The organism is Pseudomonas sp. 2,4-D (assembly GCF_030418155.1).
Classification (GTDB): domain Bacteria; phylum Pseudomonadota; class Gammaproteobacteria; order Pseudomonadales; family Pseudomonadaceae; genus Aquipseudomonas; species Aquipseudomonas alloputida.
Map to the genome: position 1 here is coordinate 20,665 of NZ_JAUHUI010000032.1, position 19,994 is coordinate 40,658.

18 protein-coding genes are annotated in these 19,994 nt (G+C 63.5%); 6 read left to right on the forward strand and 12 right to left on the reverse strand.

Annotated features, from left to right (window positions below; genetic code table 11):
• The first annotated feature begins 58 nt into the window (after positions 1-58).
• From QYE47_RS19945 to QYE47_RS19965, 5 genes are all read left to right on the forward strand, one after another.
• Entirely contained in the window at positions 59-739 is a 681-nt protein-coding gene (locus tag QYE47_RS19945) for a C39 family peptidase (protein ID WP_010953761.1), read from the forward strand.
• 45 nt (positions 740-784) lie between these two features.
• Complete coding sequence (locus QYE47_RS19950) at positions 785-1,537, forward strand: hypothetical protein (protein WP_014591278.1); 753 nt, start codon at positions 785-787, stop codon at positions 1,535-1,537.
• A gap of 46 nt (positions 1,538-1,583) precedes the next feature.
• Positions 1,584-2,864: a hypothetical protein gene (locus QYE47_RS19955; protein ID WP_019437162.1), complete on the forward strand. Its 1,281-nt coding sequence runs from the start codon at positions 1,584-1,586 to the stop codon at positions 2,862-2,864.
• Positions 2,865-2,999: 135 nt separating this feature from the next.
• The gene (locus tag QYE47_RS19960) at positions 3,000-5,201 is read left to right on the forward strand and encodes an LTA synthase family protein (RefSeq protein ID WP_014591280.1); all 2,202 of its coding nucleotides are present in this window, start codon (positions 3,000-3,002) and stop codon (positions 5,199-5,201) included.
• A 94-nt stretch (positions 5,202-5,295) separates the two neighbouring features.
• The gene (locus QYE47_RS19965; RefSeq protein ID WP_070383867.1) at positions 5,296-6,024 is read left to right on the forward strand and encodes a thioredoxin family protein; all 729 of its coding nucleotides are present in this window, start codon (positions 5,296-5,298) and stop codon (positions 6,022-6,024) included.
• Positions 6,025-6,335: 311 nt separating this feature from the next.
• Here QYE47_RS19965 and ureG read toward each other — a convergent pair whose 3' ends face one another.
• The 9 genes from ureG to xerC form a co-directional block, all read right to left on the reverse strand.
• Entirely contained in the window at positions 6,336-6,959 is a 624-nt protein-coding gene (gene ureG / locus QYE47_RS19970; RefSeq protein WP_003253923.1) for an urease accessory protein UreG, read from the reverse strand.
• Between the two features lie 11 nt (positions 6,960-6,970).
• Positions 6,971-7,645 (reverse strand): urease accessory protein UreF, encoded by a 675-nt coding sequence (locus QYE47_RS19975; RefSeq protein WP_019437165.1) that lies wholly within the window; start codon positions 7,643-7,645, stop codon positions 6,971-6,973.
• On the reverse strand, positions 7,645-8,190 hold the full coding sequence (locus tag QYE47_RS19980) for a HupE/UreJ family protein (protein WP_070383866.1): 546 nt from the start codon (positions 8,188-8,190) through the stop codon (positions 7,645-7,647). The genes QYE47_RS19975 and QYE47_RS19980 overlap by 1 nt, the downstream gene beginning before the upstream one ends.
• 18 nt (positions 8,191-8,208) lie before the next feature.
• Entirely contained in the window at positions 8,209-8,712 is a 504-nt protein-coding gene (ureE, locus tag QYE47_RS19985; RefSeq protein WP_019437166.1) for an urease accessory protein UreE, read from the reverse strand.
• Between the two features lie 9 nt (positions 8,713-8,721).
• On the reverse strand, positions 8,722-10,425 hold the full coding sequence (gene ureC / locus QYE47_RS19990) for an urease subunit alpha (RefSeq protein WP_014591285.1): 1,704 nt from the start codon (positions 10,423-10,425) through the stop codon (positions 8,722-8,724).
• The gene (locus QYE47_RS19995; RefSeq protein ID WP_070383865.1) at positions 10,422-10,739 is read right to left on the reverse strand and encodes an urease subunit beta; all 318 of its coding nucleotides are present in this window, start codon (positions 10,737-10,739) and stop codon (positions 10,422-10,424) included. Before QYE47_RS19995 ends, ureC begins: the two co-directional genes overlap by 4 nt.
• 19 nt (positions 10,740-10,758) lie before the next feature.
• A complete protein-coding gene (locus tag QYE47_RS20000) occupies positions 10,759-11,061 on the reverse strand; it encodes an urease subunit gamma (RefSeq protein ID WP_003253929.1) in 303 nt (100 codons plus the stop codon).
• 9 nt (positions 11,062-11,070) lie between these two features.
• A complete protein-coding gene (locus QYE47_RS20005) occupies positions 11,071-11,904 on the reverse strand; it encodes an urease accessory protein UreD (RefSeq protein WP_070383864.1) in 834 nt (277 codons plus the stop codon).
• A 277-nt stretch (positions 11,905-12,181) separates the two neighbouring features.
• A complete protein-coding gene (gene xerC / locus QYE47_RS20010; protein WP_014591288.1) occupies positions 12,182-13,096 on the reverse strand; it encodes a tyrosine recombinase XerC in 915 nt (304 codons plus the stop codon).
• 215 nt (positions 13,097-13,311) lie between these two features.
• Between xerC and QYE47_RS20015 the strand changes: the two genes are divergently transcribed.
• A complete protein-coding gene (locus QYE47_RS20015; protein ID WP_070383863.1) occupies positions 13,312-14,493 on the forward strand; it encodes an NnrS family protein in 1,182 nt (393 codons plus the stop codon).
• A 98-nt stretch (positions 14,494-14,591) separates the two neighbouring features.
• Here the strand turns inward: QYE47_RS20015 and QYE47_RS20020 are convergent, their stop codons facing one another.
• The 3 genes from QYE47_RS20020 to QYE47_RS20030 all read right to left on the reverse strand — a co-directional run bounded on the left by QYE47_RS20020 (position 14,592) and on the right by QYE47_RS20030 (position 19,932).
• A complete protein-coding gene (locus QYE47_RS20020) occupies positions 14,592-16,853 on the reverse strand; it encodes an ATP-dependent DNA helicase (RefSeq protein WP_014591290.1) in 2,262 nt (753 codons plus the stop codon).
• Positions 16,850-18,499, reverse strand: a complete 1,650-nt coding sequence (locus tag QYE47_RS20025; RefSeq protein WP_019437169.1) for a VRR-NUC domain-containing protein — start codon at positions 18,497-18,499, stop codon at positions 16,850-16,852. The genes QYE47_RS20020 and QYE47_RS20025 overlap by 4 nt, the downstream gene beginning before the upstream one ends.
• Positions 18,500-18,624: 125 nt before the next feature.
• A complete protein-coding gene (locus tag QYE47_RS20030) occupies positions 18,625-19,932 on the reverse strand; it encodes an MFS transporter (protein ID WP_014591292.1) in 1,308 nt (435 codons plus the stop codon).
• Between the last annotated feature and the right edge of the window lie 62 nt (positions 19,933-19,994).

Consider the following 19,994-nt stretch of genomic DNA (forward strand, 5'->3'; position numbering starts at 1 on the left):
CTGTGCTTGAGGCCCCCTTCGGGGGGCCTTTCTTCAACACACCGTAAGGCACCCGATCATGCGTATTTTCGCCTTGGCGTTTTTGCTGTGCCTGGCCAGCGTGAGCGAAGCTGCACAAATGCCGCTGTCCGTCCTGCCGGGCGGCGCCGTTGTTTTCAAACCGATCCAGAGCTTGCGCGAACGCAAGTTCGCCGACCTGGTGCAACAAAAGACCGACTTCAGCTGCGGCGCGGCCGCCCTGGCGACCATCCTGCGCCAGGCCTACTGGCTGGATGTGGACGAACATCAGATCATCGAAGGCATGCTGGCCCACGCCGATCAGGACCTTGTGCGCACGCAAGGCTTCTCGATGCTCGACATGAAGCGCTACGTCGAAAGCCTCGGGATGCGTGCCCGCGGTTACCGGGTGGCGCCCGAAACCCTGCACAGCGTGCGCATTCCTGTCGTGGTGCTGATGGATGTGCGCGGCTACAAGCACTTCGTGGTCATGCAGAAAGTCGACAAAGGTTGGGTGTACATCGGTGATCCGGTGCTGGGTCACAAACGATACAAGGTCGACGATTTCCTCAAGGGCTGGAACGGCATCATCTTCGCGGTGATCGGCCAGGGTTACGACAAGAACAACATCCTGCTCGACCCGCCCCTGCCACTGACCGCCAAGGGCCGGGTGAACAACTTCACCCCCGTGCAGGACTCAGAGCTGCTGGACTTCGGCTTCATCAGAAGCGACTTCTTCTAACGACTGTTCTAATGACAAGGAGCATGATGCTCCAGGGAGCATTTCATGAAGACTTCATTGTGGTTGGCCATCGCCTGCCTGGCAGCCAGCTTGCCCAGTCACGCAGAGGCCTTGAAACCCATCGAACTGAAGGACCAGGAGCTGGCCAACCTGAGGGGCCGCTATGTGATGCCCGGACGAATCGTGAGCTTCGGCATTGTCATGTCCAGCACCTGGCAAAATGCAAAAGGGGATGTGATCGGGGCAACGTCCACGCTGCAGGTTCAGCAATCGACCATCAAGCCTCAGTTCTATGTATCGATGATCGATAGAAAAGGCGCAGGTACGGCACCGAGCAGCGCGTCCGCTGCCGGGACTGGCGTGGTAACGGGCGGCAACGGCCTGACCACCACCGAAGGTGTGACCCAGGTGGTGCGTGCAGCCGGTGACAACAACGCCGCTTACAACAACGTCGATATCAACGTGACCAAAGCCAACCAGGCCCCTGCCGTACAACAGCAAGGCCAGGTACTGGCCGCCGGCCAGACCCTGGTCGGGGAAAATGGCGCCGGCGCGCTCAGTGTGTCTTCCAGCGGTGTGGGTGTGCAGCTCAACATCAATGCCAGCAACAACCAGGGCAGCAGCGTGCAACGCCTGGCCCAGGGTGGCCTGCTGCAGAACTCGACGCTGCTCGGCAACGGTAACCTGGTCAACAACGTCACGAGCCTGAACGTTGTCATGCGCGAGAGCGTGCCGACAGCGGCTTCCCTCAACGGTAGCCTCGACCAGCTCAAAGGTCTTCGCACCTTCGGATACTGATCTACGCTCAGTCTCATCGAAAGTAGTTGGAAGGGACGGCAACTCCATGTACCGATCTTTTACGCTCAGAGCTTTTGTGTGCTTGACTACCTTGGCCCCCGCCACCGCACTTTACGCAGCCGCCGACCCACAAGTCGAAGCGCTGAAACAGGAACTGATTGAACTCAAACGCCGCTATGAGGCACAGCAACAGGCGCTGATGGTGCTGGAGCAACGTGTGCGCCAGGTCGAGGAGGCCCCTGCTGCCGCGCAACCCAGACGCTTGGTCAAGTCTCCGGCAGAGGGGGTGAAAGGTGCGCAGACCGTCGCCTCTGGCGCGCCGGGCACTACTGGGAGCTCCTACGGCCAGGCGCTGACAGCCGATTCCGAGCCGGCACAAAGCGTTTCCAACCTGTATGACGAAGCCAGCGGATTCTTTGGCGGGGGCAAGTTCAGCTTCGAAACCGGTGTCACCTATACCCATTACGATACCCGTGCACTGACACTCAATGGCTTTCTGGCACTGGACTCGATTTTCCTCGGCAGCATCAACCTCGACCGAATCAAGGCTGACAACTGGACCCTGGACATGACCGCGCGCTATAACATGGCGCAGCGCTGGCAGTTCGATATCAACGTCCCCGTGGTTTACCGCGAGTCCACCTACTCGTCCGGGGGGGCGGGTGGGGCCGGGGCAACCACTTCCGATGCCAGCGTGACCCGCGACCCGGAAATCGGCGATATCAACGTCGGGGTGGCCTACAAGTTCCTCGACGAGGACGAAACCTGGCCTGACGCAGTGGCCACCCTGCGCATCAAGGCACCAACCGGCAAAGACCCCTATGGCATCAAACTGCGCGAGGTGGACGGCAACAACAACCTCGCGGTACCGGAAAGCCTACCGACCGGCAACGGTGTATGGTCGATCACACCGGGGATCTCGCTGGTCAAGACCTTCGACCCGGCCGTGCTGTTCGGCAGCCTGTCCTACACCTACAACATGCAAGACTCGTTCAGCGACATCAGTCCGCAGGTGAACAGCAAGGTGCCGGGTGACGTCAAGCTTGGCGACTCGTGGCAGATCGGCGGTGGCATCGCCTTTGCCCTTAACGAAAAGATGAGTATGTCGTTCTCGGTATCCGACCAGTTCGCCCGCAAGAGCAAGATCAAACCTGATGGCGGCGACTGGCAATCGATCTCCAACAGTGACTACAACGCCGCCAACTTCAATATTGGCCTGACCTTCGCCGCCACCGACAACCTGACCATCGTGCCCAACCTGTCCATTGGTCTGACCGATGACGCACCTGACTTTTCTTTCAGCCTGAAATTCCCTTATTACTTCTGATAGTTGCCATCGGCCGGGCCCGTGCGAACGGGCCCGGCTTTGGTTACAAGCCTTGTAACCGGCCGCCTTCCCTGCCCTGGCCTGATATCATCAAGCACAGATGCATGACGATTTAATGGCAAAAGGGAAGTTTTTGTGAAGAACCTGTCCGACCACCCAAGCACCCGGCTTGCCACTTTGGCCGCTCTGGTACTGGTGATCCCACTGGGTACACGCGCCATGCTGGGTTGGTCCAACCCGTTCGGTTACCTGTCCGATCTCGCCCTCGGCAGCCTGTTGATAGTGCTGCTACACCGCAGGCCGTGGTGGCTGGCGCTGCCGGTGCTGCTGGCCTGGGCGGCGCTTTGGGTGGCCTCGGCCGAACTGGTGAGCGCAGTGGGTCGACTGCCCACCAGCGCCGACCTTAACTACCTGACCGACCCGCAGTTCATGGAGAATTCGACCGGTGGCGGCCTGGCCCATGCCTGGCTGCCCTGGGCCCTGGGTGGCGGCCTGCTGGCCTGGCTGGCCTGTGCGTGGCGCAGCCGTGCACGGCGTAGCCAGCCACTGCCGCGCAAAGCCTGGGCCATACCCGTAATGCTGTTCGGCGCGCATTGGGGCAGCCAGCAGTTGCTACCCTCCGATGCCGACCAGTGGCGGCAATACAACCTCCCCCACCAGTTGATGTCTGCCGGGGTCGGTAACCTGCAACGCCAGGTCGAAGGCTGGATGGGCCGCACGCAAACCTTCACCCCGCTGGCCAGCAGCGGCCTGACTCAATCCGACCTGCATGGGCAAAGGCTGCTTGCCGGCCCGGGAAGCGCCCGCAACTTGCTGGTGATTACCCTGGAAGGCATCCCGGGCGCCTACCTGCGGCCTAACCGCCAGGCGCTGAACAGCCGTTTCAACGAAGACTTGATGCCCAAGCTCAGCAAATGGGCCGAGCGCGGCATGAACACCCCAGACTACGTGCTGCACACCCACCAAACCATCCGTGGCCTGTATGCGATGCTGTGCGGCGATTACGACAAACTGGCCAACGGCACGCCCAAGGGCGTGGAACTGCTGACCCAGAACCAACGCAACCAGGCCTGTCTGCCGGCACAATTGCGCCAGGCCGGTTTCACCACCCACTACCTGCAAGGCGCGGGCCTGCGCTTCATGGCCAAGGACCGCATCATGCCGCACATCGGTTTCGATGCGGTGCATGGCCAGGAGTGGTTCAGCAACAAGAACTACCTGCACTTCCCATGGGGCAAGGATGACCGCGCTTTCTTCGAAGGCGCCCTGGGCTATGTAGGCCAGTTGCAGAAGCAGGACAAGCCGTGGATGCTGACGCTGCTCACCGTGGGCACCCACCAGCCCTATTCGGCGCCGGCCGAGTACCTCGAGCGCTACGCCACACCGAAACAGGCAGCGGTCGCCTACCTGGATGACGCGGTCGGGGCATTTCTTGACAATCTCGAGCGCCAGGGCGTCCTCAAGGACACACTGGTGGTGCTGACTTCCGACGAGTCCCACGGCATCGATGGCGTGCGCCTGGCCTCCTCCTGGGGCTTCAACCTTACCCTGGCGCCGGAGCAGGCCCAGCTGCCAACCATCAAGCGCGGTACCTACGGCCATATCGACCTGGCCACCTCGCTGCTCGACTACTTCGCGCTGCCCATTCCCGTCGCGCTTGGCGGTCGCTCGTTGTTCCGCGACTACGACAGCGGCCGCGAGATGATCTCCTACACCAACGGCATGCTGCGCTACCACAACGGCCAGGGCCTGTTCACCGAATGTGACTTCCAGCAGCGCTGCCGGCGTTATGCCAGTGAAGGCTTCATCGCCGACCAGGCCCGCTACCTCGGGCCGGCCGACAGCTTGCTGGGCCAACAGATCGGCGCCTTGGCCGTGGTACTCGACCAATCCTTGCTGCAAACCCCGCTCAACCTGCGCTACCAGTTCGGCGGCCCTTCGCCGATCAAGTTGCGCAAGCGCATTGACGATGACTGGGCCGACAACCTCATTGGCGCCCAGTATCTGGAAATGCCCGGAGGCTCGCACACCCGCGTGCGGGTCAAGGTCCGCTCGCTGGACCCCAAACGTGCGGCCTATATCCGGCTCAAGGCCAAGCAGTTGGAACAGGACGTGCCGCTGGGCCTGCCAGAAGAGGTAAAGGTCACCGCCGACGCGCCACTGGAGATGGAGTTCAGCTTCGACAACCCGACCGAGCGCAAGGCGTTTTCCTTCCACTTGCTGGGCTATGGCGGCGGCAAGGTAGAAGTCAGCGACTTCAGCGTGATCACCGCCCTGCCGGGTGAGGATGACGGCGCCGATGAACTGGCCGAGGGGCATATCGCCCAATCCGGCTAAGCAGGTACCGCTCATCGCCCGGCCACCGGTGCTTGTCGAATCGACCTGATCGTACTCGACCAAGGTGTGAATCCCCCAGCGAGGAGACAGCACCATGAGCAACAGCGAAAGCAGGCACCCGGTGGTTTCCCGCAGCCAGTGGCTGGCGGCTCGCCAGCAACTGTGGCTGCACGAAAAAGCATTTACCCACCACCGCGACGCGCTAGCTGCAGCCCGTCGCGCCCTGCCTTGGGTAAAGGTCGAGCAGGATTACCGCTTCTTCGGGCCAAACGGCGCGTTGAGCCTGGCCGACCTGTTCGCAGGCCGCAGCCAGTTGCTGCTTTACCACTTCATGTTCGCCGAAGGCTGGAGCGAGGGCTGCCCCGGCTGCTCTTTTCTGGCCGACCACTTTGACGGCGCCAACCTGCACCTGGCCCACCACGATGTATCGCTGGTGGCGGTGTCACGGGCGCCGTATGCCGAATTCCAGGCATTTCGCCAGCGCATGGGCTGGCAGTTCCCGTGGTATTCGTCGCATGGCAGCGACTTCAACGAGGACTTTGGCGTCAGTGTCGGCAGTGAAGGCCAGCGGCAGTACAACTATGAGCCGTATGAGGGCAATGAAAGCGAGCTGCCCGGCTTGAGTGCGTTTTTCCGCGAAGCCGACGGCAGTGTGTACCACACCTACTCAACCTACGCCCGCGGGCTGGACATTCTGGTCAACACCTACAACTTCCTCGACATTGCGCCACTGGGGCGCAACGAAGGTGGGACCATGGATTGGGTGCGGCACCATGACCGCTATGAAGGGCAACCGGACAAGCCTCACTGCTGTCACAAATGATGCAGGCAACACCCACACCTGTGGGGGCAACTGTCCTGCTCATCATTCGACCGCCTGCGCGGTCGCCCGTAGGAGCGGGTTCACCCGCGAAAGGGCCGGCCCTGCTGGCCAATCTCGACCTGCCGTTCACTGTTGCGGCCGCTACCGTATTCGCGGGTAAACCCGCTCCTACACAGATGGGTGGTGGATACCCATCGGTGGTTGGACACAGCCCGTCGTAGGAGCGGGTTCACCCGCGAACACCGGCAGAGCCGGTGCCATCCACCGCGTTGGTTTCTTCACGGACATGCCCGCACAGAGACCTCGATCTGTCAGGCTCGCACACCCAGCATCCCGCGCTCGACGATAAAATCGATCACGGCCTGCAACCCCTCGCCCTTCTTCAGGTTGCTGAAGGTCCAGGGCCGCTGCGGCCGCATGCGCTGGGTGTCGCGCTCCATCACCTCCAGTGAAGCCCCGACATAAGGCGCCAGGTCGGTCTTGTTGATCACCAGGAAATCGGACTTGGTAATGCCTGGCCCGCCCTTGCGCGGGATCTTCTCGCCCTCGGCCACGTCGATCACGTAAATGGTCAAGTCAGCCAGCTCCGGGCTGAACGTGGCGCTGAGGTTGTCACCGCCGCTTTCCACGAAAATGACTTCAAGATTACCGAACTTGCGCGCCAGCGCTTCGACCGCCGCCAGGTTCATCGAGGCGTCTTCACGAATGGCCGTGTGCGGGCAGCCACCGGTTTCAACGCCAACGATGCGCTCCGGCTCGAGGGCGCCGGCCTCGGTGAGGATGCGCTGGTCTTCCTTGGTGTAGATGTCGTTGGTAACCACGGCGATCTGGTAGTGATCGCGCATGGCCTTGCACAGCGCTTCCAGCAGAGCGGTCTTGCCAGAGCCGACCGGGCCGCCGACACCGACGCGCAGGGGTTGTTGATAGCTTTGCATGCAGGCAGTCCTCAGGAACGGAACAAACGGGTGTATTGGGTTTCGTGACGCGATGAAGCGATGGCCAGCAGCGGCAGGCCGCCGCCGAGCTGGTCATCGCCCAGGACCAGCGCTTGGTCCAGTGCAGCGGGCAATTCGGCGCCAAGGTCGCGCAGCAAGGTCTGGGCAGCCTGCTGGCCGAATGGCACCAGCTTGACGCCCGCCATGACAGCGCCCTCCAACCAGGCAAAGCCATGGCCCAATGCCAGCTGGCGCAACGGGATGGCCCAGTGTGCAGCCAGCCAGGCCATACCGCCCAACTGGGTCAGCTCAAGGCTGGCACGCCAGGCTGGTGCCTGGCCCAGTTGCCAGCCGTCGAGCAACCGCGCCAGCGCTGCGCCGCGCTGCTGTTCTTCCAGGCGTAGCTCGGCGGTTTCGCGGTTGGCCAGCAAGAACCGGCTCCAGTGGCCGAACGCTTCGGCGTCCTCAGCCTGGCAGGCGTGGTACAGACGCGCCAGCACCGGCCAGTCGAGGCAGGCCAGGGTGTCGTGAACCTGCTCACGCTGCCAGCCGACAAAACTGTCCACGCCCCGAACCCAGCCGGCCTCGACCGCCCACTCCAGGCCTTGCGAATAGGTAAAACCACCCACCGGCAAGCCGGGGCTGGCCAACTGCAGTAGGCGCAGCAGCGCCAGGTCGCTGTTCATCAGCCGGCCAGCACCAGCGCGGCGCCGGCCAACAGGCCACCGCCAAAGGCCTTCTGCAGGCCGCTGTGGCGGCGCAGCAGGCAACCGACTGCAAAGCCCGCCGCCAGCAGCAAGCCGCTGACTGCGACAAACCCTGCACTGAATTGCCAGAACGCGGTCGGCGTGGCTTCTACGCCATGGGCCCAGCCATGGAACAAGGCGAACACCGGCATGGCCATGGCCAGCAGCGACTGGCGGCTCGGCAGCAGCACCGCCCCGGCAGCCACCAGCAGCGACACGGCAATCAGGGTTTCCATACCCAGTACATCGCCGAACAGGTGACCGCACACGGCGCCACCGAACATGGCCGCCAGGGTCGCCAGGGGCAAGGTCAGGTTGCGCCGGGTCAACGCGGCGAGCACGCCGGTGCCCAGCAGCATCAGCAGGTGATCGAGCCCGGTCAGCGGGTGCAGCAGGCCGTCCTGCAGTGGGTTGCTGTCATGGCCCGGATGGGCGAAGGCTGGCAGTGCCAGCATCAACAGAAACAAGGCGAAAGTCTTTTTCATCGGTTGCTCCAAGGCAGTTCAGGAATGGACAGGCAGGCGTACGAACGGGTGATCGTGGCCATGGGCATGACTGTGGCTGTGGCCATGCGGTGCACTTTGGTAAGCGCCCGCTTCAGGCTCGAACGGGGCCTGTTCGGCCTCTACCGTCAGGCCCAGCCCCCGCAGCATGTCGTCCAGCACATGGTCGTGCTGGAAGCGCAACAGCCCGGGCTCGATCTGCAGCGGCACATGGCGGTTACCCAGGTGGTAGGCCGCGCGGGCCAACAGGTGTGGATCGGCACAGCGCACCGTCGACACCGCCTCGGGCGCCGCCAGCACGCGGATCAGCTGGGTGCCCTCGGCATCGGCCAGTATTTCACCTCCGCGCAGCAGGTGGCCGCGCTCCAGCATCAGCCCGGCTTCGCGGCCATCGTCCAGGGTTACTCGCAGGCGGCTCTTGATACGGCTGTCCACGTCGAGGGTGACAGTGCCACTGACAACCCGCGTGCCGGGTTCGGAGATACGGCGGCTCAAGACAATCATGGGTACTCCTCAGAACAGAAAATAGCGCTGGGCCAGCGGCAGTTCGCTGGCCGGTTCGCAGACCAGCAGCTCGCCATCGGCACGCACCTGATAGGTCTGCGCATCGACTTCGATCAGCGGCTGCAGGGTGTTGTGGACCATGTCCGGTTTGCGTACCCGCCGGCAGCCGTTGACCACGCCAATCAGGCTGCGCAGGTTCAGCTCCTCGGCCAACCCGCGGTCCATTGCCGCCTGGGGCAGGAATGTCATGCGTGTGGCATGCCGCGCCGCCCCCAGCGCGCCGAACATCGGCCGATAGTGCACAGGCTGGGGGGTGGGTATGGAGCCGTTGATGTCGCCCATGGGAGCGGTGACGATCATCCCGCCCTTGAGCACCAAAGCCGGCTTGACCGCAAAGAACGCTGGCGACCACAGCACCAGGTCGGCCAGCTTGCCGACCTCCACCGAGCCCACTTCGTGACCGATGCCATGGGTGAGTGCCGGGTTGATGGTGTACTTGGCGATGTAGCGCTTGACCCGGAAGTTGTCGCTGTATGGGGTGTCCGGTGCCAGCGGCCCGCGACGCAGCTTCATCTGGTGCGCCACCTGCCAGGTGCGCAGCACCACCTCGCCAACCCGGCCCATGGCCTGGGAGTCGGACGAGGTCATGGCAAAGGCGCCCATGTCGTGGAGGATGTCCTCGGCAGCGATGGTTTCGCGACGAATGCGTGACTCGGCGAAGGCCACGTCCTCGGCGATGCTCGGGTCCAGGTGGTGGCAGACCATGAGCATGTCCAGGTGCTCGTCCACGGTGTTGATCGTGTACGGCAGGGTCGGGTTGGTCGAGGATGGCAGCACGTTGGCCTGCCCCGCCGCACGGATGATGTCCGGGGCATGGCCACCACCGGCACCTTCGGTATGGAAGGTGTGGATGGTACGGTCGCCGATGGCCGCCAACGTGTCTTCGATACAGCCCGACTCGTTGAGGGTGTCGGTGTGAATCGCCACCTGGATATCCATTTCCTCGGCCACGCCCAGACAACAGTCGATGGCTGCTGGCGTAGAGCCCCAGTCTTCATGCAGCTTGAGCCCGACAGCACCTGCGGCAATCTGCTCGCGCAGCGCGTCCGGCCGCGAGGCATTACCCTTGCCCAGCAGCCCGATGTTGATCGGCAAGCTGTCGGCAGCCTGCAACATGCGCGCAAGGTACCAGGGGCCGGGCGTGCAGGTGGTGGCATTGGTGCCGGTGGCCGGCCCGGTTCCACCGCCGATGAACGTGGTGACACCGCTGTTCAATGCCTCGTCCACCTGCTGCGGGCAAATGAAGTGGATATGCGAATCGACACCACCGGCGGTGACGATCTTGCCCTCGGCCGCGATCACCTCGGTCCCTGGCCCGACCGGTACGTTCACGCCTGGCTGCACATCGGGATTGCCGGCCTTGCCGATCACCGCGATGCGCCCATGCTTGATGCCGATGTCGGCTTTGACGATGCCCCAGTGGTCGATGATCAGCGCATTGGTCAACACCAGGTCCATGGCCTCGGCCGCCAGCATCTGGCCCTGCCCCATGCCATCGCGAATGACCTTGCCGCCGCCGAACTTCACCTCTTCGCCATAGATCGTGAAGTCTTTCTCGACCTCCACCCACAGCGCCGTGTCGGCCAGGCGCACGCGGTCGCCAACAGTGGGCCCGAACATGTCGGCATAGGCCTGACGGGAAATACGGCTCATACCCTGCCCTCCAGCGCGCCCATCACCTTGCCCTGGAAACCATAGACCTCACGCTTGCCGGCATAAGCCACCAGTTGCACGGTACGCGCCTGACCCGGCTCGAAGCGCACGGCAGTGCCGGCCGGGATGTCCAGGCGAAAGCCCAGGGTGGGCGCCCGGTCGAACACCAGCGCGTCGTTGACCTCATAGAAGTGGTAGTGCGAGCCGACCTGCACCGGCCGGTCGCCATGGTTGGCCACACTGACGCTGACCGTTTCTCGGCCAATGTTCAACTCGATGTCGCCCGCGGCGACCTGGATTTCACCTGGGATCATGCGACGCTCCTTGGCGGTTTCAGACGATGGGGTCATGCACGGTCACCAACTTGGTGCCATCCGGGAAGGTCGCTTCAACCTGCACGTCGTGAAGCATTTCAGCGATACCGGGCATCACCTGCTCACGGGTCAGCACTTCACGCCCCAGGCTCATCAGCTCGGCGACTGTGCGGCCATCGCGGGCGCCTTCGAGCACCGCGGCACTGATCAGCGCCACGGCCTCCGGGTAGTTGAGCTTCAGGCCACGGGCCAGACGCCGCTCCGCCAGCAGCGCGGCAGTGAACAGCAGCAGTTTGTCTTTCTCTCTCGGGGTAAGCTCCATGGCGCTCTCTCAGGTAGCCCAGATACGCGGCGGGCAGGCTGGCAGGCCGAGGATGGCCGGGCGCAGCACATGCCACAGGCGTTGCAGGGTGCGTTGCAGGTGTTGGTTGTCATGGTCGAGCACGCGGATCACCAGCAACGACCCGAGCAGGGTCGCACCGGCCGGGTTGCCCAGTTCATCGAGTAGCGGGCGAACCTGCTCCAGCACTGCCTGATCGGCAGGTGCGGCGCAGAAGGTGGCGAGTAGCGGGTGCCCGCCCAGCTTGTCCAGGTGCCCGCCTGCGAGTCGCAGGCGCTCATGCAGGCCAACCTCGTCAGGTAGTTCGATGTGCAAAAGGCTGTCGAGGGCGCCGTGGTCGAAACGCTCGTGCATGACCGGACGGCCCAGGCACAGGGTTTCCCAGGCCAGCAGGCGGGCGCCCGGCTCGAGGGTAAAACGGCTGGCGAGGCTGGCGCGGGCGCCGGAGAAGAAGATGCTGTCCTGCGGCAGCCACTCCAGGGTGCTGCCCGCGGCCAGATGGAAGCGTTGGGCCAACCGCGCGGTCGGGCCGATGCTGCGGTAGAACTTGCTGGCGCCGGGCATGGTCAGCAGCGCGTGGCTACCCGGCTCCAGGTGAATGTCCAGTTCCAGGCGGTCGCCGGCGACGATGCCGCCTGGCGGGTGCAGGACATAGACATGGCACGGCGCACCTTCAGGATAGAAAGGCCGCTGCACCAAAAGAGGTCCGAAATGCTTCCACGCACCAAGGCGGGTCACGCCGTCACGCTGGACAAAGCGCAACTGCAGGTGAGCACTCCAGCCCGCATCGTCTTGCTGTTGTTCGATCTGCTCCGCGAGCGACATCCTGCGGCCCCTGAAATCCGTGGCCTGCTGGCCGTTTAGAGGGTCCGGCGCGGGCGCCTGCTAGCGCGCACGGCCTGACCACTCGATCAAATTCGCAGGCTGGATATAGCAGGTTGCGGGCCAACTTCGCAGGTGAACGATGATGAAACCTGTGCGGTGCCCGCTCTGGCATCGGGCATGCGGGGGAATGGCGCACAAAGCAGGGGCGTGTGTCGGCCCTGTTTCGGTGCCGGCATACGTGAAAATGGGGCTGCTTTGAGCCCCACAATATCAAGCCTCAGTAATCGAAGCGGTCCACGGCACGCCGACGCTCGTTGTCATCACGCCGGTCGTAGATGGCCGTGGTCTGGATATTGGCATGGTGCGCCAGCTTCTGCGCAATCGACAGGTCGTGCTCTTCGATCACCCGGGTAATGAATGCCCGGCGAAAATCGTGCGGCATGATCTTCACCCCCACCTGCGCGCCGCGCTGGCGGGCAATGTAGTAGATCGCATGCTTGGTAATGCGCGCCCGGGTAATGTGGTTGCCGCGACGGATGCGGTTGAACAGGAACGGGTCATCTTCCGCCCCGGCAGGCAGCTCCTGGCGGCGCAGTTCAAGCCAGGCCTGCAGCTTCTCGAACGCCCATGGCGGTGCGTACTTGACCAGCTGGTGGTTGCCCTTGCCCACTACCTGCAGGCTGCGCGCCTCGAAGTCGACCTGGTCGAGGTCGATGTCGACCGACTCCGACTTGCGCATGCCGGTGCCGTACAGCAAGGCAATGATCGCCGCATCACGTACCCCCTGTGGCCGCGGGTCGGCGGCGCACACATCCATCAGCTCGCGGATCAGGCTGCGGCGCAGGTTGCGCCCTGGCGGCAGGCGGCTGCCCGTGGCGGGCTTGACCTCGCGAATACGCAACAGCTGCTCGTGGTCGATCAGGCCCTGACGCCAGGCCTCGTTCATCACCCCGCGAATCGCGTTGACGTACAGCGACGAGCTGTTGGGCGCGTAGCCATCGGCACGCAGGGCAGCCACCAGTGCAATCACATGGCCCGGCTCGAGCCGATGCCAAGGCACATCGACAATGTTGCAGTCGACAAAACCTAGCCGGTCGGCGGCGTCCTGAAGAATGTAGCGCATGGTTTGCTGGCTGGATGGGGCCAGACGGGCCATGTACTGCAGCAGCGGATTTTTCGAGAGGTCGGACAAAACGTGAATCCTGTAGCGAAGCGTCAGCCGGCACTGAACCAGGCAAACCCTGAAGCAAGTCAAAACGACATACAAGCTAGTCTGAATGACCGCAACACGCGCGTGTCATTCGGACCCTGAGAAGTGCCATCACCTTGATATTCAAGGGCTTTGCAAGTGGCACGGATCGTGATCTTACCCCAATTGAAGCCTACTGAACGAACCAAGGACTGCCCATGCTCTTGCAACCCACTGCTTCACGCCCACGCCAAGCCGTCTGGAGCCTGGGTTTTCGCCCGTTCTTCCTGGGTGGCGGTTTGTTTGCGCTGATCGCCCTGCTGTTGTGGGCCGGCGTACTGGCTGGGGCACTGGCCCCTGCACCGCCCGGGGGTATGCTCACCTGGCACCGCCACGAGATGCTTTACGGCTTCGCCGCCGCCATTATCGCGGGTTTTCTGCTGACCGCCGTGCAGAACTGGAGCGGCATCCCCGGCTTGAGCGGGCGGGCGCTGCAGGGTTTGTTCCTGCTCTGGCTGCTGGGGCGGGTAAGCTGGTTTATGCCACTACCGGGTAGCTTGCTGGTACTGGTCGAAGGCAGCTTCCTGCCATTGGTGGCACTGAGCCTGGCACGACCGATCCTGCAACGGCGCCTGCGCAACAACTACCCGATCGTCGTACTGGTGCTGTTGATTGCCGCCTGCCAATGGCTGACCTTGGCCGGCTGGCTGCACCAGGACGAACTGTGGCAGCGTCGTGGAATATTTGCTGGGCTGTGGCTGGTGACGGCGATGATGACCGTGCTCGGCGGCCGGGTCATACCATTCTTTACCCGCCGTGGCCTGGGTCACCTTGGCGCGGCCCCTGCCCGCCCATGGCTGGACCGAGCCTGCCTGTTGCTCAGCGTCGCAGTACCGCTGGCGTTTGCCACTGGCCTGGCCGATACGCCGCAAGCAAGCCTGGCGGTGCTGTTTTTTGCCTTGTTCGCGCTGCACGCGACCCGACTGGTGCTGTGGCACGACCGTGGCCTGTGGCGCGTACCGTTGCTGTGGTCGCTACACCTGGCCTACGCCTGGCTCGCCCTGGCCTGCCTGGGCATGGCGTTGTGGCATAGCGGGGTGGCCCTGAGCCCGAGCCTGGTGACCCACGCGCTGACCGTTGGCGCCATGACCGGGCTGATCCTGGCCATGATGGCGCGGGTCAGCCTGGGCCACACCGGCAGGCCATTGCAGGTGCCGACCAGCATTGCCTGGGCCTTTACCCTGATGCAACTGGCGACCTTGGCCCGGGTGATTCTACCGCTGTTCACATCGCTGGGGGTAAGCGTTTCGGCACTGTGCTGGAGCCTGGCGCTGTTGCTGTTCCTGCGCCATTACCTGCCCATCCTGCTAAGGCCCCGGGCAGACGGAATGCCCGGTTGACGCGCTTGGGCCGCCTTGCGGCGGTGTGCCATGAGGGGAACTTGGTGGGTGGTTTGATCCCCCCCTGATTGCGACTGATCGTCAAAGGCGAAAGACCGCTAGACAATAGCCGCCGCCCACCACCCTGGAAACATCTGCTGCACCCGCGGCTCGGCGAAGCGTTCGTCAATCAGCACCAGTACACCACGGTCCTGATCACCCCGAATAACCCGGCCCGCCGCCTGGATCACCTTGCGCACGCCCGGGTAGAGGTACGCGTAATCGAAACCCGCGCCAAATTGCCGCCCCAGGCGCTGTTTGAACTGCTCGTTGACCGGGTTGACCTGAGGCAGCCCCAGGGTAGCGACAAACGCGCCAATCAGCCGCGTGCCGGGCAAATCCACCCCTTCGCCGAAAGCGCCGCCCAATACGGCAAAGCCCACACCTCGGCCATCGGCGACAAAGCGATCGAGAAATGCCTGGCGGGCTGCCTCGTCCATGCCCGGCTCCTGTGACCACAGCGGAATCTGCCCATGCTGCTCGGCCAACAGCCCTGCCACCTGTTGCAGGTATTCGAAGCTGCTGAAGAACGCCAGGTAGTTACCCGGCATGCGCTCATACTGCCGGGCAATCAGGTCAACGATCGGCGCCAGGGAGGCTTGGCGCTGCTGGTAACGGGTGGACACCTGGCTGGCAATGCGCACCTCCAGCTGTTCGGCACGGAACGGTGCGGCCACGTCCAGCCAGGCAGTATCGGCTGGCATGCCCAGCAGGTCGCTGTAGAAGTGCCGTGGGCTCAACGTGGCGGAAAACAGCGTCACACTGCGCGCCGCCTGCATGCGTGGTGCCAGCAGCCGCGCCGGGGTGACATTGCGCAGGCACAGCGTGGCCAGCCGCCGCTTGCGCGGGCCCTGGCGCTGGCTGATGTCGAACAGAAAGTGCTCGTCGAACAGCTCGGCAACCCGGCAGAACTGCAAGGCCTGATAGTAGAACTGCAACACCTGGGGGTCGATGTGCGTCGGGGCCTGGTTCATCTGTTCCTGAATCACCCCGACGCACTGCTGCAGGGCGCGCAGCAGGCCTTCGGGCAGCGACTCGCTGGCCTGGTACGGCGCACGCTGCTCTTTATACAGCGCGTTCCACTGCCTGTTCAGGCGGTCCAGCGCACTGACCAGCCCAGGCGGTTTGCTCTGTCGCAACGCCAGCAGCTGGCCCTGGTCAAGGCTGGCGCTGTACATGCCGCGCCCACGCTCGACCAGGTTATGCGCTTCGTCCACCAGTACTGCCACTCGCCACTGGTTGAGCTGGGTCAGGCCGAACAGCAAAGCATGCGCATCGAAGTAGTAGTTATAGTCGGCGACCAGCACGTCGGCCCAGCGTGCCATCTCCTGGCCCAGGTAGTACGGGCACACTTGGTGCGCCAAAGCCACTTCACGCAGGTTTGTGCGGTCGAGCAACGGCAGTGCTGCTGCAGCCTCGCGCGCAGCCGGCAAACGGTCGTAGAAACCTGCGGCCAAGGGGCAGGACTCACCATGACAGGCCTTGTCCGGGTACTCACAGGCTTTGTCGCGGGCGATCAACTCCAATGTGCGCAGGGCAGGTTGCGGCGTGGCATCGGTGATCTGGCGCATGGCATCCAGGGCGAGTGCCCGGCCTGGTGTCTTGGCGGTGAGAAAAAACAGCTTGTCCAGCTGCTGCGGCACCATGGCCTTGAGCAGCGGGAACAAGGTACCGAGGGTTTTGCCAATGCCGGTGCTGGCCTGGGCCATCAGGCAACGGCCGGTGCTCACCGCCTTGTACAAGGTTTCAGCCAACTGCCGCTGGCCCTTTCGGAACTGTGGGTAGGGGAAACTCAGCGCCAGCAGGCCTTGGTCACGTTCGGCCAAGCGTCGTTGCTGCCATCGGGCCCAGCCCAGAAAGCGCTGGCACTGGGTTTCAAAGAAGGCCTGCAACTCGGCAGCCGAACAGTGCTCCGTGAACAGCGTCTGGCTATCGCTGTCCACGTCGAGGTACACCAGCGCCACCTCGATGGCGGGCAGTTGTCGTGCCTGGCACATCAACCAGCCATAGACCTTGGCCTGTGCCCAGTGCAACTGACGGTGATTGGCCGGTTGACGCGCCAGGTCACCACGGTGCGTCTTGATCTCTTCCAGGCGATTGCTGCCAGGGTCATAGCCATCGGCGCGACCCCGCACCCTGAGGGTTTCGAACTGGCCTTCAAGGGCGATTTCCGACTCGTAGCCGGCAGCCCGCCGTGCCACCACCCGCTGATGCCCTTCGATACCCTCCTGGGCAGTGGGCGATGGCGTGAAGCGCAGGTCCAGGTCGCCGACCTTGGCGCTGAACTCACACAAGGCGCGCACCGCTACGCTGTAGCTCAAAGTGTTTCGCTCCAGCGCACGTGGCACACCGCGACCGGCAGGCCGTGTTGCCTGCAGAACTCCAGCCAGCGCAGCTGATTGTCCTGCAGGCGGTCACCGGGCCCCTTGACCTCGACCATGCGATAACGGCCCTGCTCGGGCCAGAACTGAATCAGGTCGGGCATGCCGGTACGGTTGTTGCGAATGTCCTGCAACAGGCGCAGGAAACATTGCTTGAGCGCTGCGGCCGGCAGGCAAGCCAAGGCCTGCTCCAGCAGTTTATCGCTGAGCATGGACCAGGACACGAACGGCGACTGCAGCCCCTGTTTGGCCACGTAGCAGTCGAGAATCGCCTGGCGATGGCTACCCTCGTCGAGCCGCCCGAGGCAGCGTTCGAACAGTGCACTGCGCCGTTGCTGGAAGTCGCTGTCGTGCAGGTCCTGTGGCGCGGCCTGGAACGGGTTGAAGAATGCGCCGGGCACCGGAGCGAAGATGGCCTCCCAGCACAACAGGCCAAACAGGCTGTTGAACAGCGTGTTCTCCACGTAATGCGCATGCCCCCCCTCTTGCATCAGGTGTTGACGCACGGCTTCTTCAACGCCCAGCGCAGCGTGCCCACAGGGCAGTTCGAGCTCGATCAGTTCCAGCGGCGTGGTGCGCTGGCGCCGCTGTGGCGGACCGCCGAGTTTGCGCGCCAGGCGTGGCAGCATGCGCTGCAGCGCCTGCTCCTCCAGCGCATTGGCAGGTGCCGCAGCCAGTTGCAACGCCCGAGCATGGGCCAGGTGCCACTGTTCGCTGCGCTCCAGCACCCTCACCTGGCGAATGCGCGCCTGGGGATGGTTGCACTGCGCATACACAGCCGTGGCCAGGTCCCATTCACCCAGGCGTTCGCATTGTTGGCCCACGGCGAATTGCAGCCGCGCATGGCGCCGGGCCAGCCAGGGGTTGCTGCTGTGCAGGCCCTGCAGGGTGGCAAGGATCGGCAGGGGGTCGCCGCCCTGCTCCAGGCGCTCGGCGCACTGGTGCAGCGCCATGGCCAGGTCGACATCGTCACGTTGCTGCAAGGCACGAGAATCGGAGCTGAACGGCACCTGCTCGTAACGCAGCAAGCCCAGGTCGGCGAGGACGAAGTCTGACCAGTCCTGGTACAGGTTGCCGAAAAACAGCAGGCGTATGCGGTCGCACAGAGGTTGCAGGCACCACTGGAGGATGCGCACCTCGCTGTCAGGAAACCATTCGACCAGTGACCGGGCCGCCAGCGCCAGGGGTTGCAGCTGTGCCAACAATTCATGCTTGGCCGCGCGCGGGCGGCTCAGTTGCCGGGCGAAGCAGCGGGCCAGTTCTTCCTTGCGCAGCAACGCGAATAGCTGTTCTAGGTCCAGTTGCTCGGGCTCCCGTACCCAGCCGAGGGCCAGCAACGGCTGCAGCGCCAGCGCAGTATCGCCGATTTCGGCGTAGTCGAGCCGATCGCTGCGAAACAACTCGCCTTTGCGCATCACCATGCGCACCATCAAGGCCTGGGCTGGCGCTTGCAGTTGACTGAAGGCACGGATGAAGGCCAGTTCCTGGTCATCGAGCAAGTCCTGGTAGCGCTGTTCGACCCACAGCACGACCTGCCGGAAGTTATGCAGGTAGTAGAACGGGTCGTCGACGGAATGGGCGATCACGGGTGGAGGTCAGGTTGCGGCAACAGGCACTGTTTATACATACAGATACCCCTCCATGACAAGCGCCGCGGGTCGCCTCACCATCAACCAATGGTTCAGGGGCTGCATTGCAGCCCCCGCAGCGTTCACGCCTGTTCAGTTGCGCCAGCCATCGCGCCCGCCTCGACCTTGGCGAGGCCAATGGGTGCCTGAAGCAGCAGGAAGTACGCCACCGCCGAGCACAGCGCTACCACCGCGCTGATCATGAACGCTGTGGTGAACGAGCCCGAGTACTGGATGCTGAAGCCCGTCACGATCGGTGCCACCGAGCCTGCGATGTAACCGCCGAAGTTCTGGATCGAGCCAAACGAGGCCACGCGCTGGCTGTCGACAATGGTGTTGACGATCATCCAGGCGGTGGCACTGGCCATATTGATGCTGAACAGCGCCAGGCAAAGCAGCATGATGCACCCCGTCAGGCCGGTGACGAACGACAGTGGCAAGGTGAACAGCGCTGCCAGCACCAGGCCAGTGATGACACTGAACTTGCGGCTGCCCAGCACGCTCATGCCACGCGTTACCAGCCAGTCACAGAAGCGCCCGGCAACGATGGTACCCGCCGCACCGAAGCCATACGCCAGCGACACCACCCAGGCGGTCTTGTACAGGTCCAGGCCATGCTCGCGCTCGAAGTAGCCCGGCAGCCAGGTCAGGTGCAGCCAGAGCATGTAGATCACCCCCATGAAGCCCAACACCGCGCCCCAGGTACTGCGGTGCTTGAACAGATCAAGCCAGCCGGCAAAGTACGAAGCCTTGGGCGCGGTTGCAGTGGCGGCCGCAGCCTGGCGCTCACTCGGCAGCGGTTTGCCCTCGGCGGCAAGCTCTGCCAGAAAACGGGCCTTGCTCTTGTAGAAGGTCAGCCAGCACAGCGCCAGCACCACGCCGATCACGCCGGTAATGATGAACATGCCGCGCCAGCCAAAGTTGACCATGAACAGCGTCAGCAAAGGCGGCGCCAGGCAGGGGCCAAGACAGGTCGACGACCAGACCACACCGGTCGGGGTGCCGCGCTCGTTGGCGTCGAACCACTCCGACAATGCTTTGGCCGCCGATGGGAACATCGGCGCCTCGCCAATCCCCAACAACACCCGCAGGCCCATGAACCCGGCAAAACTGTTGACCATGCCAAACGCCGCCTGGGCAACCGACCAGCCCAGCAACGAGGCGCCGAGGGCGATCTTGCTGCCCAGGCGGTCAATGATCATGCCCATTGGCAACTGGGCAAAGGCATAGGCAATGGAAAACGCCGATAACAGGATGCCCATCTGCGACGGGCTGATCATCATGTCTTTCTGGATGGAGGTATTGGCGATCGACAGCGCACTACGGTCCAGGTAGTTGACGATGCCGATCAGCAGCAGGAACACGACGGTAATGCGCTGGTACTTCTTCATTGGGTTCATGTGATGACCTTTATTATTATTGTTGCCGCGCTGTCAGCGCCTTGACGATCCCT